Annotated in this window: 19 protein-coding genes, 1 pseudogene and 1 riboswitch; of the genes and pseudogenes, 9 read left to right on the forward strand and 11 right to left on the reverse strand. The window is 71.1% G+C overall.

The window, feature by feature from the left end; translation table 11 throughout:
- Positions 1–45: 45 nt before the first annotated feature.
- The 4 genes from cydD to hisC all read right to left on the reverse strand — a co-directional run bounded on the left by cydD (position 46) and on the right by hisC (position 7,485).
- Positions 46–3,570 carry a thiol reductant ABC exporter subunit CydD gene (gene cydD, locus ACFY2L_RS19510; RefSeq protein WP_390822912.1) on the reverse strand — a complete coding sequence of 1,175 codons (3,525 nt, stop codon included), beginning with the start codon at positions 3,568–3,570 and terminating at the stop codon, positions 46–48.
- A gap of 12 nt (positions 3,571–3,582) precedes the next feature.
- Complete coding sequence (gene cydB, locus ACFY2L_RS19515; protein WP_390659843.1) at positions 3,583–4,590, reverse strand: cytochrome d ubiquinol oxidase subunit II; 1,008 nt, start codon at positions 4,588–4,590, stop codon at positions 3,583–3,585.
- 20 nt (positions 4,591–4,610) lie between these two features.
- Positions 4,611–6,119, reverse strand: coding sequence for a cytochrome ubiquinol oxidase subunit I (locus ACFY2L_RS19520; protein WP_390659842.1), 1,509 nt, complete (start codon positions 6,117–6,119; stop codon positions 4,611–4,613).
- A gap of 286 nt (positions 6,120–6,405) precedes the next feature.
- Positions 6,406–7,485 carry a histidinol-phosphate transaminase gene (hisC, locus tag ACFY2L_RS19525; RefSeq protein WP_390659841.1) on the reverse strand — a complete coding sequence of 360 codons (1,080 nt, stop codon included), beginning with the start codon at positions 7,483–7,485 and terminating at the stop codon, positions 6,406–6,408.
- A gap of 420 nt (positions 7,486–7,905) precedes the next feature.
- On the opposite strand from hisC, the gene ACFY2L_RS19530 reads away from it, so the two are divergent.
- The 3 genes from ACFY2L_RS19530 (at position 7,906) to ACFY2L_RS19540 (ending at position 12,099) form a co-directional block, all read left to right on the forward strand.
- On the forward strand, positions 7,906–9,018 hold the full coding sequence (locus tag ACFY2L_RS19530; protein ID WP_390659840.1) for a LacI family DNA-binding transcriptional regulator: 1,113 nt from the start codon (positions 7,906–7,908) through the stop codon (positions 9,016–9,018).
- Positions 9,019–9,920: 902 nt separating this feature from the next.
- Positions 9,921–11,003: a metallophosphoesterase gene (locus ACFY2L_RS19535; protein WP_390659839.1), complete on the forward strand. Its 1,083-nt coding sequence runs from the start codon at positions 9,921–9,923 to the stop codon at positions 11,001–11,003.
- A gap of 214 nt (positions 11,004–11,217) precedes the next feature.
- The gene (locus ACFY2L_RS19540; protein WP_390822913.1) at positions 11,218–12,099 is read left to right on the forward strand and encodes a hypothetical protein; all 882 of its coding nucleotides are present in this window, start codon (positions 11,218–11,220) and stop codon (positions 12,097–12,099) included.
- 181 nt (positions 12,100–12,280) lie between these two features.
- On the opposite strand, the gene ACFY2L_RS19545 is transcribed toward ACFY2L_RS19540, so the two are convergent.
- Both ACFY2L_RS19545 and ACFY2L_RS19550 read right to left on the reverse strand, forming a co-directional pair.
- Positions 12,281–13,780 carry a VWA domain-containing protein gene (locus ACFY2L_RS19545; protein WP_390822914.1) on the reverse strand — a complete coding sequence of 500 codons (1,500 nt, stop codon included), beginning with the start codon at positions 13,778–13,780 and terminating at the stop codon, positions 12,281–12,283.
- A gap of 46 nt (positions 13,781–13,826) precedes the next feature.
- The gene (locus tag ACFY2L_RS19550) at positions 13,827–14,723 is read right to left on the reverse strand and encodes a LysR family transcriptional regulator (protein WP_390822915.1); all 897 of its coding nucleotides are present in this window, start codon (positions 14,721–14,723) and stop codon (positions 13,827–13,829) included.
- Between the two features lie 128 nt (positions 14,724–14,851).
- Here ACFY2L_RS19550 and ACFY2L_RS19555 point away from each other — a divergent pair, with 128 nt between their 5' ends.
- Entirely contained in the window at positions 14,852–15,256 is a 405-nt protein-coding gene (locus ACFY2L_RS19555) for a VOC family protein (RefSeq protein ID WP_390659835.1), read from the forward strand.
- A 79-nt stretch (positions 15,257–15,335) separates the two neighbouring features.
- Here the strand turns inward: ACFY2L_RS19555 and thiC are convergent, their stop codons facing one another.
- Complete coding sequence (gene thiC, locus ACFY2L_RS19560) at positions 15,336–17,144, reverse strand: phosphomethylpyrimidine synthase ThiC (RefSeq protein WP_390659834.1); 1,809 nt, start codon at positions 17,142–17,144, stop codon at positions 15,336–15,338.
- Positions 17,137–17,325: riboswitch (TPP riboswitch) on the reverse strand. It overlaps the preceding gene by 8 nt.
- 596 nt (positions 17,326–17,921) lie before the next feature.
- Between thiC and ACFY2L_RS19565 the strand changes: the two are divergent.
- Positions 17,922–19,391 (forward strand): annotated as a pseudogene (locus ACFY2L_RS19565) (YibE/F family protein); the annotation flags it as partial.
- A gap of 147 nt (positions 19,392–19,538) precedes the next feature.
- Here ACFY2L_RS19565 and ACFY2L_RS19570 read toward each other — a convergent pair.
- From ACFY2L_RS19570 to ACFY2L_RS19585, 4 genes are all read right to left on the reverse strand, one after another.
- Positions 19,539–19,985 (reverse strand): SsgA family sporulation/cell division regulator, encoded by a 447-nt coding sequence (locus tag ACFY2L_RS19570; RefSeq protein ID WP_390822916.1) that lies wholly within the window; start codon positions 19,983–19,985, stop codon positions 19,539–19,541.
- A gap of 100 nt (positions 19,986–20,085) precedes the next feature.
- A complete protein-coding gene (locus ACFY2L_RS19575; protein WP_390659831.1) occupies positions 20,086–20,961 on the reverse strand; it encodes an IclR family transcriptional regulator in 876 nt (291 codons plus the stop codon).
- Between the two features lie 206 nt (positions 20,962–21,167).
- Positions 21,168–21,380, reverse strand: a complete 213-nt coding sequence (locus ACFY2L_RS19580; protein ID WP_390659830.1) for a DUF5326 family protein — start codon at positions 21,378–21,380, stop codon at positions 21,168–21,170.
- 156 nt (positions 21,381–21,536) lie between these two features.
- Entirely contained in the window at positions 21,537–21,854 is a 318-nt protein-coding gene (locus ACFY2L_RS19585; protein ID WP_390659829.1) for a cupin domain-containing protein, read from the reverse strand.
- A 58-nt stretch (positions 21,855–21,912) separates the two neighbouring features.
- On the opposite strand from ACFY2L_RS19585, the gene ACFY2L_RS19590 reads away from it, so the two are divergent.
- The 4 genes from ACFY2L_RS19590 to ACFY2L_RS19605 all read left to right on the forward strand — a co-directional run bounded on the left by ACFY2L_RS19590 (position 21,913) and on the right by ACFY2L_RS19605 (position 25,081).
- Positions 21,913–22,290 (forward strand): phage holin family protein, encoded by a 378-nt coding sequence (locus tag ACFY2L_RS19590; protein ID WP_390659828.1) that lies wholly within the window; start codon positions 21,913–21,915, stop codon positions 22,288–22,290.
- 7 nt (positions 22,291–22,297) lie between these two features.
- Positions 22,298–22,789 carry a low molecular weight protein-tyrosine-phosphatase gene (locus tag ACFY2L_RS19595; RefSeq protein WP_390659827.1) on the forward strand — a complete coding sequence of 164 codons (492 nt, stop codon included), beginning with the start codon at positions 22,298–22,300 and terminating at the stop codon, positions 22,787–22,789.
- Positions 22,786–23,943, forward strand: coding sequence for a cystathionine gamma-lyase (locus ACFY2L_RS19600; protein ID WP_390822917.1), 1,158 nt, complete (start codon positions 22,786–22,788; stop codon positions 23,941–23,943). The genes ACFY2L_RS19595 and ACFY2L_RS19600 overlap by 4 nt, the downstream gene beginning before the upstream one ends.
- Positions 23,944–24,175: 232 nt before the next feature.
- A complete protein-coding gene (locus tag ACFY2L_RS19605) occupies positions 24,176–25,081 on the forward strand; it encodes a LysR family transcriptional regulator (protein ID WP_390659825.1) in 906 nt (301 codons plus the stop codon).
- The last annotated feature ends 99 nt before the right edge of the window (positions 25,082–25,180 follow it).

Genomic DNA, 25,180 nt, shown 5'->3' on the forward strand with positions numbered 1-25,180 from the left:
CACGCGGCCGCCCTTCGGGCGACGAAGCCACTTTCGCAACAGGCCCTAGCGCGCCCCCACCAGCAGCTCCGCCGCCTCCTCCCGTGCGACCATCCTCCGCAACGGCCCCTCCACGGACGCCAGTTCCTGGTACGGCCCGCGCTGTACGACCCGGCCCGCGTCCAGGACGACCACCTCGTCCACCGCCGCGAGCCCGGCCAGCCGATGGGTGATGAGCAGGGTGGTACGGCCCTCGGTGGCGGCCAGCAGGTCCGCGGTGAGCGCGTCGGCGGTCGGCAGGTCGAGGTGCTCGGCGGGCTCGTCGAGCACCAGCACGGGGAAGCCGGCGAGGAGCGCGCGGGCCAGCGCGAGCCGCTGCCGCTGACCGCCGGAGAGCCGGGCCCCGTGCTCGCCGACGAGTGTGTCGAGCCCGTCGGGCAGCCCGTCCGCCCACTCCAGCAGCCGGGCCCGCGCCAGCGCGTCCCGCAGTTCGTCCTCGCTCGCGCCCTTCCGCGCCAGCAGCAGGTTCTCGCGCACCGAACTGTCGAAGAGGTGCGCGTCCTGCGCGCACAGTCCGACGAGCCGCCGTACGTCGTCGCCGTCCAGGGCGCCGGCGTCCACCCCGCCGAGCGTGTACGAGCCCGCGTCCGCGTCCAGGAAGCGCAGCAGTACCTGGGCGAGCGTCGTCTTGCCGGAGCCCGAGGGCCCGACGACGGCGATCCTGCGCCCCTGCGCGAGCGTGAGGTCGACCCCGGCGAGCGCGTCCCGGTCCTGTCCGGCGTGCCGGGCGGACAGCCCCCTGACGACGAGCGGGAACGGCGAGGCGGGCGCCTGCCGGGGCCGCTCCGGCTCACGCACCGGCTCGGGGGAGTCCAGGACCTCGTACACCCGCTCCGCGCTCCTGCGCACCCGCTGGCGGTACTGCACGGCCAGCGGGAGCCCCAGGACGGCCTCGAAGGCGGCCAGCGGGGTGAGGACCACCACCGCCATGGTGACGCCGTCGAGTCGCCCCGCGGCGACCGCCTGGGCGCCCACGAGGGCGGCGGCCGCGACGGTCAGCCCGGAGACGAGCGCGGTCAGCCCGTCGCCGAGCGCGGTGGCCGTGGCGGCCCGGGAGGCGATCCGGGTCAGCACGCCGTCGGCCGCGCGCACCTCGGCGGTACGCGCGGGCAGGGCGCCCGCGACGGTCAGCTCGGCGGTACCGGTCAACAGGTCGGCCGTGCGGGTGGCGAGCACGCCCCGGGCGGGGGCGAGCCGGCGCTCGGCCCGGCGCGCCACCGCGCCGGTGACCAGCGGGACACCCACGCCGGCGGCGAGCAGCCCGGCGGCCAGCACCGCGCCCGCCTCGGGCAGCAGCCACGCGGTGAACGCCACCGATCCGGCCGACACGACGGCGGCGGCACCGGCGGGCAGCAGCCAGCGCAGCCAGTAGTCCTGCAAAGCGTCCACGTCGGCGACCAGCCGCGTCAGCAGATCGCCCCGGCGGGTCGTCCGCAGTCCCGCGGGCGCCAGCCGCTCCAGGCGCCGGAACACCGCGACCCGGGTGTCGGCCAGCATCCGCAGCACGGCGTCGTGCGACACGAGCCGCTCCGCGTACCGGAACACCGCGCGCCCGATGCCGAAGGCACGGGTCGCCGTGACCGCCACCATCAGGTAGAGCACCGGCGGCTGCTGCGAGGCCCGCGAGATGAGCCATCCGGAGGTGGCCATGAGCCCCACGGCACTGCCGAGGGCCAGGCTGCCGAGCAGCAGCGCGAGGGCGAGCCGGCCGCGGCGGGCGCCCGCCATGCCACGGACCCGGGCGAGCACGCTGCCGCCGGTCCCGGTGCCGCCGGTCCCGGAGTCGCTCGCGGCGGAGACGGCCGCCTCCGCCGCGGGAGCGGGTGCGGGAGCAGGCGGGGCCGCGGATACGGCCGCCCCAGGCCGGTCCGCCCCGGCCTGGGCCGCTGCCGCCTCCTGGTCCGCCAGGTCCAGCCGCACCACGCGGTCGGCCACCCCCAGCAGCGCCGGCCGGTGCACCACCAGCAGCACGGTCCGGCCGGCCGCCAGCCGTCGCACGGCGGCCACGACCTCCGCCTCGGTCTCCCCGTCGAGCGCCGCGGTCGGCTCGTCCAGCAGCAGTACGGGACGGTCCGCGAGGAACGCCCGGGCCAGCGCGATCCGCTGCCGCTGCCCTGCCGACAATCCGGCCCCGTCCTCGCCGAGAACCGTGTCCGGTCCGTCGGGCAGCGCGGCCACGAAGTCCAGCGCCCCCGCGTCCGCCAGCGCCTGCCGCACGGCGGCCTCGTCGGCCTCGGGACGCGCCAGCCGTACGTTCTCGGTGATCGTCCCGGCGTACAGATGCGGGCGCTGCGGCACCCACGCGATCCGTGACCGCCACTGCTCCAGGTCGGCGTCGGCGAGGTCGACTCCCCCGGCCCGCACCCGGCCTCCGGTGGGCTTCACGAAGCCCAGCAGAACGTGCAGCAGGGTCGACTTGCCCGCGCCGCTGGGGCCCACCAGCGCGACGGTCTCCCCCGGTTCGACGGTGAAGGACGCGTCGGAGACGGCGTCGGCCGAGCGTCCTGGGTAGCGGACCGTCACGCCCTCGAAGGCCAGACCGCCCGTCGGAACCGCCGTCGTGCCCGCTGCCGGGACCGGCGTCTCCAGCACGGCGAAGATCTCCTCGGCGGCCGCGAGCCCCTCGGCGGCCGCGTGGTACTGCGCCCCGACCTGCCGCAGCGGCAGATACGCCTCGGGTGCGAGCACCAGGATGACCAGTCCGATGTACAGGTCCATCTCACCGTGCACCAGTCGCATGCCGATCGTCACGGCGACCAGGGCCACCGACAGCGTCGACAGCAGCTCCAGCGCGAACGACGAGATGAAGGCGATCCGCAGCGTCCGCATCGTCGCCCGGCGGTACTCACCGGTGATGCGCCGGATCGACTCGGCCTGCGCCTTGGCCCGCCCGAACACCTTCAGCGTGGGCAGCCCGGCGACCACGTCCAGGAAGTGCCCGGAGAGCCGGGACAGCAGGCGCCACTGACGGTCCATCCGCGCCTGGGTGGCCCAGCCGATCAGCATCATGAACACCGGGATCAGGGGCAGGGTGGCGACGATGATGGCCGCCGAGACCCAGTCCTCGGTGACGATCCGCGCCAGCACCGCGACCGGCACCACCACGGCGAGCCCCAGCTGCGGGAGGTAGCGGGAGAAGTAGTCGTCCAATGCGTCCACGCCCCGTGTGGCGAGCGCGACCAGCGAACCGGTGCGCTGCCCGCCGAGCCAGCCGGGCCCCAGCGCGGTGGCCCGCTCCAGGAGCCGCCCCCGGAGCTCGGACTTCACGGCCGCGCTCGCGCGGTGTGCGGCGAGTTCGGTGAGCCAGGAGACCAGAGCCCGGCCGAGGGCCACGGCCGCCAGGAGCACCAGGGGGGTGCGGAGTCCGGCGACCGGGAGACCCTGCTGGAACGCGCCGACCACCACGTCGGCGATGAGCATCGCCTGGGCGATGACCAGGAGAGCCCCGACGGCGCCCAGGCCGACCACGGCCATCAGGAAGAACCGGGTGGCCCGGGCGTATCGGAGCAGGCGTGGATCGATCGGTTTCACGTGAAACACACCTCAGTGGGCGGCGTCGACAGCGAGGTGCTGCGTACCGATCCGCTTGCGGAACACCCAGTAGGTCCATCCCTGGTAGAGCAGCACGATCGGCGTGGCGATCCCCGCGCACCAGGTCATGATCTTCAGGGTGTACGGGCTCGACGAGGCGTTGGTCACCGTGAGGCTCCAGTCCGCGTCGAGCGTGGACGGCATGACGTTCGGGAAGAGCGTCAGGAAGAGCATGGCCACGGCGGCCACGATGGTGACCCCGGACAGGGCGAACGACCAGCCCTCCCGCCCCGCCTGGTTGGCCACGAGCGCCGCGACCAGGGCGGCGACCGCCACGGCCAGCGCGACCAGACTCTTCGCGTCACCGCTGTCGATCTGCGTCCACACCAGGAAGACCAGGGCGAGGACGGCGGTGACCAGGCCGACCTGGAGGGCCAGCTTCCGTGCGCGCTCCCGGATCTCACCGACGGTCTTGAGCGCCGTGAACACCGCGCCGTGGAAGGTGAACAGCGTCAGGGTGACCAGGCCGCCGAGCAGCGCGTACGGGTTGAGCAGGTCCCAGAAGGTGCCCACGTACTCGAAGTTCCGGTCGATCCGCACGCCCCGCACGATGTTGCCGAAGGCCACACCCCACAGGAACGCGGGCAGGAGCGAGGTCCAGAAGATCGCGGTCTCCCAGTTGCTCTGCCACTTCTCCTCGGGCCGCTTCGCCCGGTACTCGAAGGCGACGCCCCGCACGATGAGGCAGATGAGGATGAGCAGCAGGGGGAGGTAGAACCCGGAGAAGAGCGTGGCGTACCACTCCGGGAAGGCGGCGAAGGTCGCGCCGCCCGCCGTGAGCAGCCACACCTCGTTGCCGTCCCAGACGGGTCCGATGGTGTTGATCAGCACCCGCCGCTCGGGCCGGTCGCGGGCGAGCAGCCTGGTGAGGATGCCGACTCCGAAGTCGAAGCCCTCCAGGAAGAAGTAGCCGATCCACAGGACGGCGATCAGGACGAACCAGACGTCGTGCAGTTCCATGACTGTGCAGCTCCCTCGGCCTAGTAGGAGAAGGCCATCGGCTTGTCGGCGTCACGGGAGTCGCCGCCGATCTTCGTGGGCGGGTTGAGGTCGGCCTCGGTCAGCTCGGGCGGGCCGGCCTTGACGTACTTGGCCAGCAGCTTGACCTCGACGACGGCGAGGACGGCGTACAGGGCGGTGAAGACGATCATCGAGGTGAGGACCTCGGCCTGGGAGACACCGGGGGAGACCGCGGCACGGGTCTGCAGGACGCCGTAGACGGCCCAGGGCTGGCGGCCCATCTCGGTGAAGATCCAGCCCCACGAGTTGGCGATCAGGGGGAAGCCCAGGGTCCAGATCGCGGTCAGCCAGTACAGCCGGGAGAGCTTGGGGCTGAGGGCCTTGTTCCTGAAGAGGACCAGGTGCGGCACCTCGTCGTCGCCGACCCGCAGGTGCTGCGGCAGCATGAACTTCTTGCGGGTGAGCCAGAGTCCGGCGAGGCCGATGGCGAAGGACGCCATGCCGAAGCCGATCATCCAGCGGAAGCCCCAGAAGGTGACGGGGATGTTCGGCCGGTAGTCGCCGGCGCCGTACTTCTCCTGCTCGGCCTTGTTGACGTCGTTGATGCCGGGGACGTACGAGGTGAAGTCGTCGTTGGCGAGGAACGACAGCAGGCCGGGGATCTCGATGGCCACGGAGTTGTGGCCCTTCTCCACGTCGCCGTAGGCGAAGATCGAGAACGGTGCGGAGTCCTGGCCGTCCCACAGGGCCTCGGCGGCGGCCATCTTCATCGGCTGCTGCTTGAACATCACCTTGCCGAGGACGTCACCGCTGATCGCGGTGAGCAGGCCGGCGATGACCACCGTGACCAGACCCAGCCGCAGTGAGGTCTTCATCACGCTGACGTGCTTCTTGCGGAACAGGTGGAAGGCGGCGATGCCCACCATGAAGGCGCCACCGGTCAGGAAGGCCGCCGACAGCGTGTGGAAGACCTGGCTGAGCGCGGTGTTCTGGGTCAGCACGGCCCAGAAGTCGGTGAGCTCGGCCCGGCCCTTCTCCTCGTTGATCCGGTAGCCGACCGGGTGCTGCATCCACGAGTTGGCCGCGAGGATGAAGTAGGCCGACAGGATCGTGCCGATGGAGACCATCCATATGCACGCCAGGTGGATCTTCTTCGGCAGCTTGTCCCAGCCGAAGATCCACAGGCCGATGAAGGTGGACTCGAAGAAGAAGGCGATGAGGGCCTCGAAGGCCAGCGGGGCGCCGAAGACGTCCCCGACGAAGCGCGAGTAGTCGGACCAGTTCATGCCGAACTGGAACTCCTGCACGATGCCGGTGACGACACCCATCGCAATGTTGATCAGGAAGAGCTTGCCCCAGAACTTGGTCGCTCTGAGGTACTTCTCGTTCTCCGTGCGCACCCAGGCCGTCTGCAGTCCTGCGGTGAGGGCCGCGAGGGAGATCGTCAGGGGGACGAACAGGAAGTGGTAGACGGTGGTGATGCCGAACTGCCAGCGCGCCAGGGTTTCCGGCGCCAAAGCCAGGTCCACGTCGCCGCTCCTTACCTCACAGGATCGCGGAACACGCTTGTGAAAGCGTTCACATTCACAAGCAATTATGACGCATACCCGTTCGAGGTCGGAGAGGCGGGGGGTCCCTAATCCGGACCACCCGGCCCCAGCGGGGTGGTACCGACCGGCCCCTGGCATGCGTGAGGGCGTCCTGGTTCCACGTGAAACCAGGACGCCCCATGGCACGCGGCGGGCCGGGAGTGGCCTGCCGAGGGCCTACCCGAGGCGGCCTCGTGCCGGCCGATCCCCGCGAAGGAACCGCCGGCTACAGCTCCTTGCGGAAGTCCTCCGCCGCCTTCAGGAAGATGTCGTTCGCCTCGGCCTCGCCGACCGTCACCCGGACCCCCTCGCCCGGGAACGGCCGGATCACCACGCCGTGCTGCTCGCACGCCGCCGCGAACGCCGCCGTCCGCTCCCCCAGCCGCAGCCACACGAAGTTGGCCTGGGTCTCGGGGACCGTCCACCCCTGGGCACGCAGCCCGTCGACCACCCGGGCGCGCTCGCACACCAGGGAGCCGACCCGGCCGAACAGCTCGTCCTCGGCGCGCAGCGAAGCGATCGCCGCCTCCTGTGCGAGCTGGCTCACACCGAACGGCACAGCCGTCTTGCGCAGTGCCTCCGCCACGGGCTCGTGGGCGATCGCGAAGCCGACCCGCAGGCCCGCGAGACCGTACGCCTTCGAGAACGTCCGCAGGACGCAGACGTTCGGCCGGTTCCGGTACAGCTCGACGCCGTCCGGGACCTCGGGGTCGCGGATGAACTCCCGGTAGGCCTCGTCCAGCACGACCAGCACATCGCTCGGCACCCGGTCGAGGAACCGCTCCAGCTCGGCCCGCCGCACGACGGTGCCGGTGGGGTTGTTGGGGTTGCAGACGAAGATCAGCCGGGTCCGGTCGGTGATCGCGTCGGCCATCGCGTCCAGATCGTGCACGTCGCCCGGCGTCAGCGGGACCTGCACCGGGGTGGCGCCACTGATCCGCGTGATGATCGGGTACGCCTCGAAGGAGCGCCAGGCGTAGATCACTTCGTCGCCGGGACCCGCGGTCGACTGGACCAGCTGCTGGGCGACACCGACCGAACCGGTGCCCGTGGCCAGGTGCGAGGCGGGCACGCCGAAGCACTGGGAGAGCTCGTCCACCAGGGCCGTGCACGCCAGGTCCGGGTAGCGGTTGAAGTTGGCGGCGGCGGCCGTCACGGCCTCCATGACCCCGGGGAGCGGCGGGTAGGGGTTCTCGTTGGAGGACAGCTTGTAGGCCACGGGACCGCCGGCGGCCGCGGGCTTGCCCGGCTTGTAGGTGGGAATCCCCTCCAGCTCTGCACGCAGCTTGGGGCTCGTCTCGCTCACCGCAGTCCTCCTCGTGACCACCACCGGCTCCCGGCTTCAATACTGCTCACCTTATGAGGATTCGGTGCGGGAGCGTACAGGTGAGGGACCGTCTCTCTCGGGTGCGGGCGCATTTCCGTGATCTCTGCGGACGAAGACGTACGAAGGCGTACACGTCAGGGGGCGCGCCATACATATATCTACGCGCCGGTGGCTCGCGCCGTGGCGCGCATCCCTCGTGCAGGTGAGTTGAGACCTCTTCGAAACATCGGTGCCTTGGCAGGCTCATGCGCGCCAACACGTCACGTCCTGACATACGAACGCTCAACTACCTTGGTTTCAAAGGGATTTGACACCGTTTACCCTTGCAGAAACGTGCCTGTCAACGCGTGCATATGCGTCCGCCCTACCCCACCGGATGAGCCCTACTATCGGCTCGCCATGACAGCAGCAGGGAAGCACCAGGTGAGCCGCGCGGAAACCTCACGTCGAGGCAACCGGCCGGGCCGGGCGGGCATCAGGGACGTGGCCGCCGCCGCCGGAGTCTCCATCACAACCGTCTCCGACGCCCTCAACGGCAAGGGCAGGCTCCCCGACGCCACCCGACGCCATGTCCGCGAGGTCGCCGACCGACTGGGCTACCGCCCCTCGGCCGCAGCCCGAACACTCCGTACCGGCAAGTCGGGCCTCATCGGTCTGACCGTGACGACATACGGGGATGAACCTTTCACCTTCACCGAGTTCGCGTACTTCGCGGAGATGGCGCGCGCCGCCACCTCCGCCGCGCTCGCCCGCGGCTACGCGCTCGTCATCCTCCCCGCGACCTCGCGCCACGACGTGTGGTCGAACGTCGCCCTGGACGGCACGGTCGTCATCGACCCTTCCGACCAGGATCCGGTGGTGAGCGAGCTCGTCCGGCAGGGGTTACCGGTCGTCTCCGACGGCCGCCCGGCCGGCCCGCTGCCGGTCACCGCATGGGTCGACAACGACCACGAGGCCGCTGTCCTCGACATCCTCGACCACCTGGCCGACGCCGGCGCCCGCCGGATCGGCCTGCTGACGGGGACCACGACGGACACGTACACCCATCTGTCGACCACCGCGTACCTGCGCTGGTGCGAGCGTGTCGGCCAGGACCCGGTCTACGAGGCGTACCCCGCCCACGACCCGTGCGCGGGCGCCGTCGCCGCCGACCGGCTGCTGGCCCGCCCGGACCGGCCCGACGCGGTCTACGGTCTGTTCGACCCCAACGGCACCGATCTGCTCGCCGCCGCCCGCCGCTACGGGCTGCGGGTGCCGGAGGACCTGCTGCTGGTGTGCTGCAGCGAGTCGACGGTGTACGCGAGCACCGAGCCGCCCATCACCACGCTCTCCCTGAAGCCGCGCCGCATCGGCACGGCGGTGGTCCAGCTCCTCATCGACGCGATCGAGGGCGTGGAGTCCGACCGGCCCGTCGAACAGGTGATACCGACCGAGCTGATCGTCCGTACCTCTTCTCAGCGACGTCCACCCCGGACGACGGTCAGCCCGCCCCGGGCGCCGGAGAACGGGTAACGGGTCGGGGGCGGGGCGCTCGCTGGTACGGCGGCGGGTTGGCGCGGCGGGTTGGCGCGGCGGGTTGGTGCGGCTGGTTGGTGCGCCTTGTCGCTCGGGTCTTGGCGCGCGGTGTCGTTCTCGGGGCGGGGGCGGGGACCCCGGTCCCGGCACGCGTTGCCAAGGCCACGGCCCCGCCGCTCGGACGCGCCCCGGGAGCACGCCGCGGAAGCCCGTGCGCACGCGCGGAGCATGCCCAGCAAGCCGGAACGCGGGAGCTTGGAGCGGGCGGGCGGGCGGGCCGCCGGTCGGCTTGGTCTTGGGGTGCGTACGGGCAGAGGGGGCCTGTGCCATAAGGCGCGGGCGGACACGCGGGGGCAGGCCGGACGGCGCGTGCGGGCTCACGGGGCAGGCCGGACGGGGCGTACGGGCTCGCGAGATGTGGGCCGGACGGCGCGCACGGGCTCGCGGGGGCTGTGCCGGACAGCGTGTACGGGCACTGCGGGCATGTGGTCGTAGGGCGTGGGCGGACACGCCGGGCGCGGGGTGGGAGGCGCGTGCGACGCACGGGGTGCGGCGGGGCGCGCGACGCCCTCGCACGGCTTCGGCGCGCATCCGCCGTAGGCGCCCCCTGCCACCGCCCCCGTCCCTTCGCCACCTTCCGCTACCTGGCGAGAAGGCGAACTGCGCCCCGCCGGAAGGTCCGGGCGCGTATGAGTGGGGTGTGCGCCGGGTGCGTGTCGACTGCCGAAGCCCGGCCCAATCGGGGCGAAAGCCGCGAGGAACTGGAGCCTTGCTCCGATTCACCACCCCTGGGTCATCACACGGCCCGATCCGCATTCCTATGATGGGCGCACGGCACCGCGGGCAGCTGCGACCAGGCAGCCCGAAGGGTGCATGCGGCGCGATGGTGGAGGGGTCTGATGACTCAGGGGGCCGGTCAGGGACCCGAGGCGGAGCGGACGGCGACGTTGCGCGACTTCCGGGTACCCGCGTACGTGCACGAGACCGGTCCGTACGACCAGGACGCGCATCCGGGCAATGTCGCCCCGCCCCTCGAGGAGCCCCTGGAGCACCCGGACGGCTACACGCCCACGCAGCGCGACCTGCCGGTCATCAACCGCGGTGACACGCTCCAGGTGGCCGTGGACCCGGCGGCCGCCCCGGCCCCGCTGCCCGCGACCGGTCCCGGACCGCTGTTCGTCGTCGGGGACGTGCACGGCTACCTCGACGAACTGGTGGCCGCGCTGCAGGAGAAGGGCCTGATCGACACGGCCGGCCACTGGTGCGCGGGCACCGCCCGGCTGTGGTTCCTCGGCGACTTCACCGACCGCGGCCCGGACGGCATCGGCGTCATCGACCTGGTCATGCGGCTGTCCGCCGAGGCCGCCGCGGCCGGCGGCTACTGCAAGGCCCTGATGGGCAACCACGAGCTGCTTCTGCTCGGCGCCAAACGGTTCGGCGACACGCCCGTCAACTCCGGTGCGGGCACCGCCACCTTCCAGGCGGCCTGGCTGCTCAACGGCGGCCAGAAGTACGACATGGACCGCCTCCAGGACCACCACCTCCAGTGGATGGCCCGGCTGGACGCCGTCGAGGAGGTCGACGGTCATCTGCTCGTCCACTCCGACACCACCGCCTACCTCGACTACGGCGACTCGATCGAGGCGGTGAACGACACCATCCGCGAGACGATCACGCGCAACGACGCGGACGAGGTGTGGGATCTGTTCCGCAAGTTCACCAAGCGCTTCTCCTTCCGCGACGAGGGTGGCGCCGACGCCGTCCGCTCCCTGCTCGATACGTACGGCGGCGCCCGCATCGTTCACGGACACAGCCCGATCCCGTACCTGCTGGGCGAGGTCGGCTCCGAGGACGGCGAGGACGACGGCGGCCCGCACGTCGAGGGACCGCACGTCTACGCCGACGGGCTGGCCATCGCGATGGACGGCGGAGTGACGATGGCCGGAAAGCTGCTGGTCCAGCAACTGCCGCTGGACGTCTGAGCGTTCACGATCGGTCGGCCGGGCGCTCACGAGGCGGGCGCGGCCCGCGTCGGGGCGGCCCGCGGCGTCGCAGGCCAGAGGCCAATTTCGGCAAACCCCCTGTCACCGTGGGCCGTCGCCGCTCTACCATCGGCTTATCCGTAGCAGGCTCCCCTCCGTTTCTGCCCGACGGCTCGTTGGCATGCGAGCCCCAAGCCCTACGGAGCATCGGGGGATGCACATGAACAGCGTTCCGCAGCACCTGCACAGTGAGGACCGCCAGGAGTACGAGCGGGTCCTCGACGAGGCGCTGCGCTCCGCACCACACCACCCGGAACTGGCCGCGGTCGGACAGCGGCTCAACCCCGAACAACTGCGCACCATGGCGCTCAACGCCACCGCGCTGATCACGGCCGCCGCGGCGGCCGAGTACCACCACTATGTGAAGGTCCGCGAGGAACTGCGCCACCCGGCGCCGTCCACCCCGTCGTCCCCGCGCGAGTCCGGCTCGGGCGAGCCGGGCGCGGCCGCGATGGGGCTCGCCACCACCATGGGGGAGGCGGCGCAGGCCGCCGAGGCCGCCGGGGCGGGCGCCGTCGCCGTCGCCGCCGTCCTCACCCCCGTCCTCGCCGGAACCGCCGCGGTGATCTTCCTGCTCGTGGGCTACCTCCTCAGGGCGGTCGAACCCGATCAGACGGTCGCCCAGGCCATGCTCAACGTCGGATGGGCGTTCGGGGCCATCGCCGCCGCGGCGATCCTCGTCGCCACCGTCGGGCTGCTGCTCACCGCACTGCGCAACCGCCCCTCGCTGGAAGCCGGACCGTACGGCGAACTGAGCGACGAGGTCGACCGCGCCAGGGAAGCCTGGCGGGACGCCCTGCTGGAGCGCGGGATCCTGCCGTTCCTGCGGGAAGCCCTCGCCGACCCCGGCACGACGGCCGCGCTGCGCCCGGAACCCTCACCGCCGGCCCCCACCGGTCGCCTCCCGAAGATCGGGTACGACCGTCCGGGCTTCACCAGCCCCGACGGCGGCCCGGGGACCGGCCCGCGCCCGAGCTTCACCAGCCCGGACTACACGAGCCCGGACTTCGGAGGCCCGGAGCACCAGCCGGAATAGGCCCTCGGCTTGCGCCCCCGTACGCATGTGGACCTGGGGAGCGTGGGGGAGCGCAAGCCGTTCGGTCGGTGCCGGCGTGGGTCCGCCCGTGTCTGCGCTGATCGACCGAGGCCGGCGCGGATCAGCCGAGGCCGGCGCGGATCAGCCGAGGCCGGCGCGGATCAGCCGAGGCCGGCGCGGATCAGAGGATGCCCGCCCGGCCGGCCGCCGTGATCCAGGACGGGAACTCCGACAGCAGCCGGTCGTAGAGCTCCTGGTCCGGGACGGTGCTGATGTCGTCCACGGCGAAGAAGCCGACGTTGTCGACGCGACGGCCGGGGAGCGTGTCGAACCGTTCCAGGACGCCGTAGTTGGACCGGCCGAGCCCCACGAACTGCCAGAAGACCGGTTCCTCGACCGCCGCGCGCAGCTCCTGCTCGATCGCCGCGTCGCGGTAGACCCCTCCGTCGGAGAAGAAGAGGACCAGGGTGGGCGCGGTCGCGGGATTGTCCCGCACATAGGCCCTGACCTCGGCGATCGCCTTCTGCTCCTCGTTCTGGATGCCGACCGCCCGCATGTCCACCTGCCCCTCCTCCAGCCCCTTGCGCGGCTTCTTGCCCCGCCGGAACAGACTGATCTCGCCCACGCGCACATGCAGCCGCAGCCACTCGGGGAGCTCGCCCAGGCGCAGGTCGGGGAGGCGTGCGGGGTTGCTGGCGAACGTCCAGGCCTGCATCTCACCGTCGTCGTCGAGCTGGGCCGCCACCGCGGCCATGCGTTCCACGACGTCCGCCACCACACCGCGCGAGTACAGGAACGCCATCGAGCCGGAGGCGTCCAGGACGAGGATGACCCGGGCGCGGATCCCCGCGGCGCCGCGCTTGCTCAGGCTGACGGCCACCTGTTCCTTGCGTAGGGACAGCCGTTTGCGCATGTCCACGGGCAGCCGCTCCTCGCCTTTGGTCAGGCGGGGGCCGGGAGGCGGCGTGGTCGCGGCGGGCGACGAGGGGGGCGGGGCGGGAGGCGCCGGGGCGGCCGCCGCGGGGAAGGGCGGGGCGACCGCCCCAGGGGGTGGCGGGGCGGCTGCGGCGTGAGGCGCCGGGGCGGCTGCGGCAGGAGGTGCCGGGGCGGCCGCCGCGGGCGACGGCGGGGCGGCGGCGCCGGACGGTTCCTCGTCGACCGTGATCCCGAAGTCCGTGGCCAGACCGGCGAGTCCGGAGGCATACCCCTGACCGACCGCGCGGAACTTCCAGCGTCCCTCGCGCTGGTACAGCTCGCCGCCGATGAACGCCGTCTCCGTCTCCGCCCGCATCTCGAAGCGCGCCAGTTCGGACCGCCCGTCCGGGCCGAGCAACCGCAGCGTCAGGCCGGACACCTGTCCGAACGTGCCACCGTCGGCCGACGCGCACAGCACCACACGCGCGATGGCGCTCTCCAGCGCACCGAGGTCCACCTGAACCGTGTCGGTCACGACTCCGCCGCCCCGCTGCTTGCCGAGGTGCGTCACGGCGCCGGACGTATGACGCGGCTGGTTGTAGAAGACGAAGTCACCGTCGTCCCGCACCCGGCCGGCGGTGGTCAGCAACAGGGCCGAGGCGTCGACGTCCGGCCCTCCGGTCCCCTCGGACCAGCTCAGTTCCACACGAACTGCGGGCGAGTCGACCGGCAGGTTCGCGCCCTTGCTCATGGATCGCGCAGTCATGGGCTCAGTCAAGCACCGACGCCCCGCCTTTCCGAGCCGTGCACGCTCAGGCGAACGCGGGGTTCTCCGCGGCGTCGGCCGCTGCCCGGACGAACGCGCGGACCCGCTGCGTGGTGTTCGCCTCCCTCCAGACCGGCCCCCGTTCGATCAGCGGCGCGTCGTGGAGGGGTACGTAGGACACGTCCGGCCGGGGGTAGTAGCGCCGGGCGTGTTCGCCGACCGGCAGGACGCCTCTGCCCATCGCCACCAGCGTGAGCATCTCGGAGAAGGACCCTCCGGTCGGGCCCTTGGGAACCGGTCGGCCCGAGGGGGTGCGGTCCGGTGTGCGGTCCCGCTTGAACCCCGCCGAGGTCACCTCCGGGTACTGCACCACGGGATGGTCCGCGAGCACTTCGACCGACACCGACTCCTCGCCGGCGAGCGGATGCCCGGCGGGGACCGCGAGGACCCGTCTCTCCGTGAGCATGACCGGGCCGCAGGCCATGCCGTCGAACGGGTACGAGGCGATCAGGACGTCTACCGAGCCGTCGAGCAGGCTGGCACGGGAGTTGGACAGCTGAACCTCCCGTACGTCGACTCTGCAGTCGGGGTGCCGCTCGCCGAACAGGGCGACCGCCTTCAGGAGGACGGGTGCCGTCCCCTCGCCGAGGAAGGCGACCCGTAGTTCTCCCGTGACACCGCGACTGGCGTCAGCCGCCCGCCGGAGCGCCTCCTCCATTCCCGCGACCAGGGGAACCAGGTCATCGGCCAGCTGCCGTCCGATCGGCGTGAGTCGCACGGTTCTGCTGGTCCGCTCGAACAGCGAGCCTCCGATCCGCCGCTCGATCTTCTTGATCACCTGGCTGACCCGCCCCGTCGTGACACGCAGACGCTCGGCGGTACGGCCGAAGTGCAGCTCCTCGGCCAGCGTCAGAAAGGTCTCGATCTCCACCCGTTCCAGCACGGTCCCCCCGGCGTTTAGCCATGCTCAACGATCTTATGCCGATCCCGCCTTGATGACGGATGCCCTCCAGCGGATCGTGAGAGGTGTCCACCCGCTGTCCACCCGCACCCCCACCCGAGGAGCCAACCATGACCGCTTCGGCCGCTCTGCGCGTGAAGGCATTCGACCACCTGGTCCTCAACGTCGGAGACGTCGAGCGGGCCCTGGACTTCTACACCGGACACCTCGGCCTGCAACCGGTACGCGTCGCCGAATGGCGGGCCGGCAAGGTCCCCTTCCCCTCGGTCAGGATCACCCCAGACACCATCCTCGACCTGGTGGACCGGCCCCGCGGAGAGTCCAACGTCGACCACATATGTCTCACCGTGGACCCCTTGGACTGGGACGAGTTCATCAAGACGGGAACCTTCACGGTCCTCGAAGGCCCCGTGGAGCGCTACGGCGCACGCGGCACCGCCATGTCGGTCTACGTCCAGGACCCGGACGGCAACACCGTGGAACTCCGCTGGTACCCACAGGACCTCCCGGCCTGACCGGCCGGGCTCCCGGTCCGGGTCGGCCACTCCCCGGACCGGGACCCTCGGGACGACCTCGGTCCCCCGCCGGGCCGCCTCAGTCGGCGAGGGGGAGATACACCCGGTTCCCGCTCGCCGCGAACTCCTTCGACTTCTGGGCCATGCCCTCCTCGATCTCCTCCTGGCTCCCGCCATGTGCCCTGCGGATGTCCTGAGAGATCTTCATGGAACAGAACTTCGGCCCGCACATCGAGCAGAAGTGAGCCGTCTTGGCCGGCTCCGCGGGCAGCGTCTCGTCGTGGAACTCCCGGGCCGTGTCCGGATCGAGGGCCAGGTTGAACTGGTCCTCCCAGCGGAACTCGAAACGGGCGTCCGACAGCGCGTCGTCCCATTCCTGCGCACCGGGGTGCCCCTTGGCGAGATCGGCCGCGTGGGCGGCGATCTTGTAGGTGATGACGCCGGTCTTGACGTCGTCGCGGTTGGGCAGGCCCAGGTGTTCCTTGGGCGTGACGTAGCAGAGCATGGCCGTGCCCCACCAGGCGATCATCGCGGCACCGATGCCGGAGGTGATGTGGTCGTACGCCGGCGCGACGTCCGTGGTCAGCGGGCCGAGGGTATAGAACGGAGCTTCATCGCAGATCTCCTGCTGAAGGTCGATGTTCTCCTTGATCTTGTGCATCGGGACGTGGCCCGGGCCCTCGATCATGGTCTGTACGTGGAAACGCTTGGCGATCGCGTTGAGTTCCCCGAGCGTGCGCAACTCCGCGAACTGCGCCTCGTCGTTGGCGTCCGCGATCGAGCCGGGCCGGAGGCCGTCACCCAGCGAGTAGGTGACGTCGTAGGCGGCGAGGATCTCGCAGAGTTCCTCGAAGTTCTCGTACAGGAACGATTCCTTGTGGTGGGCCAGGCACCAGGCCGCCATGATCGAGCCGCCGCGCGAGACGATGCCGGTCTTGCGGTTCGCGGTGAGGGGGACGTACGGGAGGCGGACACCCGCGTGAACCGTCATGTAGTCCACGCCCTGCTCGGCCTGCTCGATGACGGTGTCCTTGTAGATCTCCCAGGTCAGTTCCTCGGCCCTGCCGTCGACCTTCTCCAGCGCCTGGTAGAGCGGCACCGTGCCGATCGGGACGGGGGAGTTGCGCAGCACCCACTCGCGGGTGGTGTGGATGTTGCGGCCGGTGGAGAGGTCCATGACCGTGTCGGCGCCCCAGCGGGTCGCCCAGGTCATCTTCTCCACCTCCTCCTCGATGGAGGACGTCACCGCCGAGTTGCCGATGTTGGCGTTGACCTTCACCAGGAACCGCTTGCCGATGATCATCGGCTCGATCTCCGGGTGGTTGACGTTGGCCGGCAGCACCGCCCGGCCCGCCGCGATCTCCTCGCGGACCACCTCGGGAGAAACGTTCTCCCTCAGAGCCACGAACTCCATCTCGGGCGTGATCTCCCCCCGGCGCGCATACGCGAGCTGGGTGACGGCCTTGCCGTCCCGGCCTCGGCGCGGCAGCCGCGGGCGTCCCGGGAACACCGCGTCGAGATTGCGCAGTCCGCCGCGCGGCGCGGTGTGCTTGATGCCGTCGTCCTCGGGACGGACGGGACGGCCCGCGTACTCCTCGGTGTCGCCGCGAGCGATGATCCAGTTCTCACGCAGCGGCGCCAGGCCCCTGCGGACGTCGGTGTCGACGAGCGGATCGGTGTACGGGCCGGAGGTGTCGTACAGCGTGACCGACCGCCCGTTGGTGAGATGCACCTGGCGAACCGGCACACGCAGGTCGGGGCGGCTGCCCTCGACATACCCCTTGTGCCAGCCGATGGACTTCCCGGCCTTCTCACCGGTCGCGTCGGCGGCGTTTCCGCCGGCCGCGTTCTGCGTGAAGGCAGGCGTGCGTGCGTCCTTGTTGGTCATGAGACCTACTCCCTACGCCGGCATTACCCGGTAACAGGTTCGGCGGTCGACGCAGCGGCTACCGTCTGCCGACGTTCATGTGACACATCACTCGGCTCGAGTGACGTTCCACGTGAAACATCGCGAAGACGGAGGTCAGCGCCCTCTCAGCCCGGTGCTCCGAGCTCCCGCGTGTGCAAAGGTGGCTCCACGCTAGCGTCCTTTGTGGCGCGGTGAACAGTGGGCCTCTTTCGTTCTTGCGATGATCGGGCGGTGACCACGACACACCAGCCCCCGTATCCGCCGCCCGAGCCACCCCGCAGGCCCGGCACCGGCGGCGGCCCCGGAAACGGTCCTGGCGGCGGCCCGGGGAACGGCCCCGGGGGCGGCCACGGGAGCAGCCCTGGCGGTGGCCCCGGGAACGGTCCTCTCGGCGGTCCTCGGAGCGCGCCCGCCCAGGGCCGCGGAGACGACCGCGACTTCAGCAACGGACCCGGGCGGGCACCCGACACCGGCCGCGGCCACGACATCACGCGTGGTCCCGGTCAAGGCAACGGCCAGGGCCGCGAGGCCGGTCCCGGGCATGGCCGTGATCCGCTTTGGCAAGAACAGGGCAGAGGTCCCGGGCACGGCGGCGGCGAGGGATACGGCGGAGAACATGGCCACCGCCCCGGGCAGGAATACGGCGGTCGCCAGCACCGTGACGGTGCGGGACACCGCGCGGACCGGGGGCAGGACGCCGGTGAGGCGTACGGCGGCGGGCATGAGTCCCGCGACGGTGCGGGACACGGCCGAGACCCTTCACACGGACCCGGGCACGGTGCCGGCGACGGTCACACCGGCGGCCACGGCCCGGGGGACGGCCGGCATGGCGGGCACGGCCCGGGGGACGGCCGGCATGGCGGGCACGGCGCCGGCTCGGGCGGCGGCCACGGGCATACGCACGGGCACAGCCACAGTCATGGCCCGGCCGCCCCGGTCTCCAAGCATCTGCGCAAGGTCATCGCGGCCGTCCTCATCCCGTTCGCGGCGGCGGTGCTGGTCGGGCTCGTGGTGCTCTGGCCGGGTGGTGCCCCGGCGCACGAGCGCACCGGGGTCGGCTTCGACCGGCAGACCCAGCAGGCCACGGTCACCAAGGTGGTGAGCGTGAGCTGCCAGTCGGTGAACGCCTCCGGCAGTACGCCGACCGGCGACACCTCGACCGCCGAGGGCTCCTCCGCCGAGCAGCAGGCGAACGGCACCTGCAAGAAGGCCACGATCCGTGTGGACACCGGCGACGACAAGGGCCGTACGTTCACCGAGATCGTCCAGCCGGACCAGTCACGGCAGTTGCACGAGGGCGAGAAGGTCGTGGTCGCCTACGAACCCTCGGCGCCGAAGGACCTGCAGTACTCGGTCACCGATGTGAACCGCCGGGTCCCGATGACGGTGCTGGCGATCATCTTCGCGGTCGCCGTCGTGATCGTCGGGCGGCTGCGGGGCGTCATGGCGCTGGTGGCGCTCGCCGCCAGCTTCCTGATCCTGAACTTCTTCATCCTGCCCGCGATCCTGCAGGGCTCGAACCCGCTGTTGGTGGCCGTGGTGGGATCGAGCGCCATCATGCTGATCGCCCTGTACCTGTGCCACGGCCTCTCGGCCCGTACGTCCGTGGCCGTGCTCGGCACACTCATCTCGCTGATGCTGATCGGCTTCCTCGGCTCCTGGTTCATCGACTGGGCCGCGCTCACCGGCAACACGGACGACAACACCGGCCTGATCCACGGCCTGTACCCGTCGATCGACATGAGCGGTCTGCTGCTCGCCGGCATCATCATCGGCTCGCTCGGTGTCCTCGACGACGTGACGGTCACCCAGACCTCCGCGGTCTGGGAGCTGCACGAGGCCAACCCGGCGATGGGCTGGCGCGGGCTGTACCGGGCCGGCATCCGTATCGGCCGCGACCACATCGCGTCCGTGGTGAACACGCTCGTCCTCGCCTACGCCGGTGCCGCGCTGCCGCTGCTGCTGCTCTTCTCGATCGCGCAGAGCAGCGTGGGCGCGGTCGCCAACAGCGAGCTGGTCGCCGAGGAGATCGTGCGCACGCTGGTGGGCTCGATCGGCCTGGTGGCGTCGGTTCCGGTCACGACGGCTCTCGCGGCCCTCGTGGTCGCGGCCGACCGTCCTGAACCGGGAACGGCGGCCGCTTCGGCGGCGGAGTCGATTCCGGCGGGAGCGGCGGCAGGCCCCGCCCAGCCCCGGAGCGGCCGGGGCAGGCGACGCAAGCGTTGACACGGCGCAAGCGTTGAGACGGGGGGTGCCCGAGAGGCGCCCCCCCGCCCCTGCGGAGGACGAGACACCGGCAGGTCAGAGAAGAAGCGTTACTGCGGGCCCCCACCCCCGTGGCGAAGCGTTCCGCCACGGCTTGCCGTCGGCGGGTCAGCCGGTGCTCCGCTCCTCCGCCAGGATCCGGTCCAGCGCCTCGTCGAGATGGGTGTCGAAATCGGCGAGCGCACCCTCCTGGCCCAGCGGCACCAGCTTGTCGGTGCGGTCCAGGAAGGCCACCAAAGGGGCGGCCGACGACCGGAACAGCGCCTGGTCGCCGCCCACCTGAAGCCGGATCAGAACCTCGCCGAGCACATCGGGGTCCACGGGCGAGACCCGTACGTCCCCCTCCCCGCACGGCCGGCCCACCCCGTCGATGAGCAACTCGCGCCCGAAGGCCCAGGTCACCGGGGCGTCACCAGGCAGATGGAAGGTGAGCCGCACGGCATAGGGATCGCACGCCTCATAGCCCAGTTCCACCGGAATGCGGAACGAGAGCTCCTCGGACACGAGGAAGCTCATCATCACTTCTGCCTGAACTGCCTGTACGGACTCGCGCATCGCGTTACCCCGTCATTTGCCGTCGAATGGCCGGTAATCAACCCATGACACTGCATCGCATCTTGCTGAACGTGCACAACACATCACAAGGAGTGAGTTTTCAGATGCTGATAGAGATCGCAATTGACCCCAGCGTGCGCCCGACCTCGCTCTGCAACCGCCGTGCCGCGGGGAGCAGCCGTTCGGCCTGATGTGCGGGCAGGGAGATGGCCATCGTCGCCGCCGTGGTGCCCACGGTGATCGGGATCGCGGCGCACACCGTGCCCAGTGCGTATTCCTGCCGCTCCACGACCGGTTCCATGCGTCGCATGCGCTCCAGACGCCGCAGCAGGGTGTGGTCGTCACGGACGGTGTAGGGAGTGATCGACCGGACCGGGTAGCGGTTCAGGTGGTCGCGGCGGGCGTCCTCGTCCAACTGGGACAGCAGGCACTGCCCCACGGCGTGCGCGTGCCCGGTCTCACGGAAGTCGGCCCACTCCTCCACCGCCGGGTTGGCGGGGGTGTCGGAGACGCACATGACCTCGATCTCGCCGTCGCGGTACCGGGCGTAGTACACGGGGACACCGATCGAATCGCGCCACTGGGCGAGGATCTCGGCAACCGTGCTGCGACGTTTCTGCGCCGCTCCGCTGCTGCCCAGCCGCTCGGCCGCCTCGCCGAGGAAGAACAGCCCTTTGTCCCGGCGCAGATAGCCCTCGTACACGAGGGTGCGCAGCAGGTGGTAGGCCGTGGGAAGCGCGAGTCCGGTCTCGCGGGCCAGTTGCTTGGCCGGGGCTCCGCACTCGTGCGCGGCGACGGACTCCAGCAGACGCATCGCCCGCTGGACGGAGCCGATGAGCGTCGAGGTGGGGTGAGGCGATCGCGTGGCGGCACCGGGCTGCTCGGGGAGGGCCGTGCTCGGCGGGCGCTGCAGCGGGGGCGCGGAGGACCGCGGGGCGGGAGGCGCGTGCGATTCCACGGATGCGGTGTCGACCATGGCCAAGGGGTCACTCCCGAAGCGCGAGGGGGCGGCCCGTGCGGGGAAACACGGGAGGGGGGTGTACGCCGCTCGCGGGGCTCTTCCCCGCGACGAGTTCCGGACTTTAACCGTCCGCCACCGCCCACAGCCGGGCCCTGCGCCAAACTTCCCCCGGGCGAGGGAACAGGCGATTCCTGTTACCGCTCAGGCGCCGCCCGTACCGCTCACCAGTCGCCGCGTGACGAGGAACCCGCCATGAACTTCCGTACGACATAGATCAGTCCGCCGACCAGGGCCACGAAGATCAGCACCTTGAACAGCAGCCAGACCACGAAGCCGACGACGCTGGCTATCAGCCCGCCGAACACGACCAGGGCGATGACCGGCACCGCCACCCACTTCACCCACCACGGCAGTCCCGCGAAGATCTCTCGCATCGCCTTAGTCCTTGTCCTCGTCCGGCCGGAACTCCCTCTGAGTCCGGATGATTCCGGTGTCCTGGCGTCGATGCTAGGTCCGCGAGGGGTGCCGGCGGGGGCCTCGCGCCCCTTGTCCTCCCCTGATCGATCCCCTAGGGAACCGGGGGCACCGGGTCACGCCTCGGGCGGAGAGAACACCACCAGGACCCGCAGGTCCTCGCTGATGTGATGGAACTTGTGGGCGACCCCGGCCGGGACGTACACCACGCTGCCGCGCGCGACCTGAGTGGTCTCCAGACCGACGGTGATGGAGGCGCGGCCGCTCACGACGAAGTACACCTCGTCCTGGTTGTGCGGATTCTGCGGATCATGCTCTCCGGCATCGAGCGCGTACAGGCCCACGGACATGTTCCGCTCCCGCAGGAACTGCAGGTAGGCGCCGTCGTTGGCGGCTCGTTCCGCCTCCAGTTCGTCCAGCCGGAATGCCTTCATCGTGTTCGTCCGCCCTCGCCCGGTGCCCATTGCCGATCTCTCTGCCACGATCAGACACATGAAGAATTTCGTAGTCAAGACGATCGCCAACGCGGGTGCCCTGGCGGTCGCCGTCTGGCTGCTCGACGACATCACTCTGACCGGTGACAGCACGGGCAAGAAGATCGGCACCCTGATAGTCGTCGCGCTGCTCTTCGGCCTGGTCAACTTCCTGGTCAAGCCGATCGTGAAGGTGCTGACCTTCCCGCTGTTCATCCTGACGCTCGGTCTGATCACCCTGGTGGTCAACGCCCTGATGCTGCTCCTGACCTCGTGGCTGGCCGACAAGCTCGACCTGAGCTTCCACGTCGAGGGCTTCTGGACGGCGGTCCTGGGCGGGCTGATCATCTCCGTCGTCTCCTGGGCGCTCAACGCCTTCCTGCCCGACGGGGACTGAGCCCGTAATGACCTACCGTGTCTGTTTCGTCTGCACCGGCAACATCTGCCGCTCACCGATGGCCGAATCGGTCTTCCGCGCGCGTGTGGCGGAGGCCGGACTCGACGGGCTGGTCGAGGTCGACAGCGCCGGCACGGGCGACTGGCACGAGGGCGAGGGCGCCGACCCGCGCACCCTCTCCGTCCTGGAGGGGAACGGCTACGCCCTCGATCACACGGCCCGGATGTTCGAACCGTCCTGGTTCGCCCGCCTCGACCTCGTGATCGCCCTGGACGCCGGGCACCTCAGGGCCCTGCGCCGCCTGGCGCCCACGGCGGAGGACGCCGAGAAGGTGCGCCTGCTGCGTTCCTACGACCCCGCCGCAGGGGACGACCTCGACGTCCCTGACCCCTACTACGGGGGCCGGGACGGCTTCGCGGCGTGCCTTGAGATGGTGGAGGCGGCGGCCGACGGACTGCTGGCCGCCGTGAGCGAGGACCTGGAAGGACGGGTGTCATGAACGACTCCACCATGCCCGGCGGCGTACCCGGGGACGCGGGTGAGGGCACGCGCGCGGTACGGGCCGGGCTGCCCGAGCCGGTGAAGCACGAACCGACCCTCCCGGGACCGGTGTTCGCCGCCCACTACCACCTGCCGGGTGAGCCGACGGGACCGTACACCTACGGCCGCGACGAGAACCCCACCTGGACCCTTCTGGAGCGCGCCGTCGGCGAGCTGGAGGCGCCCGGGCAGGACGACGTCGAGACGCTCGTCTTCGCCTCCGGCATGGCGGCCGTCTCGGCCCTGCTCTTCTCCCAGGTGCGCTCCGGTGACACCGTCGTCCTGCCCAGCGACGGCTACCAGGCGCTGCCGCTGGTCCGCGCCCAGTTGGAGGCGTTCGGCGTCGAGGTGCGGACCGCGCCCACCGGCGGCGACGCCCAGCTCGACGCCCTCGACGGGGCCCGGTTGCTGTGGATCGAGTCGCCGTCGAACCCCGGGCTCGACGTGTGCGACATCCGGCGGCTCGTCGAGGCGGCACACGCGCGTGGCGCCCTCGTCGCCGTCGACAACACGCTCGCCACTCCGCTCGGGCAGCGCCCGCTGGAGCTCGGCGCCGACTTCTCGGTGGCCAGCGGGACGAAGCAGCTCACCGGACACGGCGACATCCTTCTCGGTTACGTCTCCGGGCGGGCCGGCGAACCGATGACCGCCGTCCGGCGCTGGCGGAAGATCGTCGGGGCGGTTCCCGGCCCCATGGAGGCCTGGCTGGCGCACCGGTCGATCGCCACTCTGGGCCTGCGCGTCGAGCGGCAGGCCGCGAACGCCCTGGCCGTCGCGGAGGCCCTGCGGGGCAGACCGGAGGTGACCGGGCTGCGCTATCCCGGGCTGTCCGACGACCCCGCCCACAAGGTGGCCGCCCAGCAGATGCGGCGCTTCGGGTGCGTGGTGTCGTTCACGCTGCCCACGCGCGCGCGTGCCGAGCGGTTCCTGGAGGCGCTGCGGCTCGTGGACGACGCGACCAGCTTCGGCGGGGTGCGCTCCACCGCCGAGCGGCGTGGACGCTGGGGCGGCGACGCGGTGCCGGAAGGCTTCATCCGGCTGTCGGTCGGTGCCGAGGACCCCGAGGACCTGGTGGCGGATGTGCTGCGTGCGCTGGAGGAGTCGGCGTCGTGATCCGGTTCACGGAGGCCGGGGAGGAGTACCGCGCCGCACGTCGGACGGTCCGAGCCTCCCCCCTCGTGGCTCGGACCGCCCTCGGTTCCCCCCACGAAGAACCGCGCGACCAAGGCTAGTTGACTCTGTGTCAGTGTCCAATCACCGTAGCGACAGAGACCTATCGACATATTTATAGTTAAGGCCTGCCCCTGAGCCGGGAGAAAGACAGGGGAAGGCAGGAGGACGCTCCATGGATCTGGCCTTGCTGCGCACCTTCGTGACCGTGCACCGGGCCGGCTCCTTCACCCGCGCCGCCGCCCTGCTGGGCCTGTCCCAGCCGGCCGTCACCTCCCAGATCCGCACACTGGAGCGGCAGGTGGGCCGCCCCCTGTTCCTGCGCCAGGCCCGCGGCGTGACACCGACGACCATCGGGGACGAACTCGCGCACAAAGCCGCCCCGCACCTCGACGCCCTGGTGGAGATCACCGAGACCGGCCTCGACGACGAGTCCTCCCTGCGGTCCCTGCATCTCGCCGGGCCCCCCGAGTTCACCGCCGAGCGCGCTCTCCCGGCCCTCACCGAGCTGAGCGGCGCCGACGGCCAGGGACTCGCCCTGCGGGTCTCCTTCGGCACCGCCGAGGAGGTCCTGGAGGGACTGGCGGCCGGCCACCACGACCTGGCGATCAGCACCGCCCGGCCGCGCGGCGCCCTGCTCACGGCCACCCCGCTGTGCGACGAGGAGCACGTCCTGGTCGCCGCCCCGCAGTGGGCGGAGCGGATCGACGCCGGGAAACTGCGCCGCAAGGACGCCTCCGCGCTGGAGAACCTCCCCGTCGTGGAGGTGCACGAGTCGCTGCCCCTCGTCTCCCGCTACTGGGCCTCCGTCTTCGACTCACGCCCCGCCGCCTCCGGCACCGTCATCGTCCCCGACCTGCGCGCGGTGCTCGCCTGCGCCGTCGCGGGCGCCGGGCTCGCGGTGCTGCCCCGCTATCTGTGCGCGGACGCCCTGGAGGGCGGTGAGGTCGTCGCGCCGCACGAGCCGGCGGTGCCGCCACTGCGGACGTACGTCCTGGTGACACGGACCGGCACCCTGGCGATACCGCACATCGCCCGCGCCCATGAGTGGCTGCTGGGAGCAGCGGCCCGGTGGTGCTGAGCGGGCTCTCCGGGGGACCGCGCAGCCCTGTCACACCGTGCGCTCGGTTGGTGACGTTTCGCGATGTTTCACGTGGAACATGCGGGGCCACATTTCTCC

Origin of the sequence: Streptomyces sp. NPDC001381, from assembly GCF_042895685.1 — a bacterium.
In the GTDB taxonomy this organism is placed as follows: Bacteria; Actinomycetota; Actinomycetes; order Streptomycetales; family Streptomycetaceae; genus Streptomyces.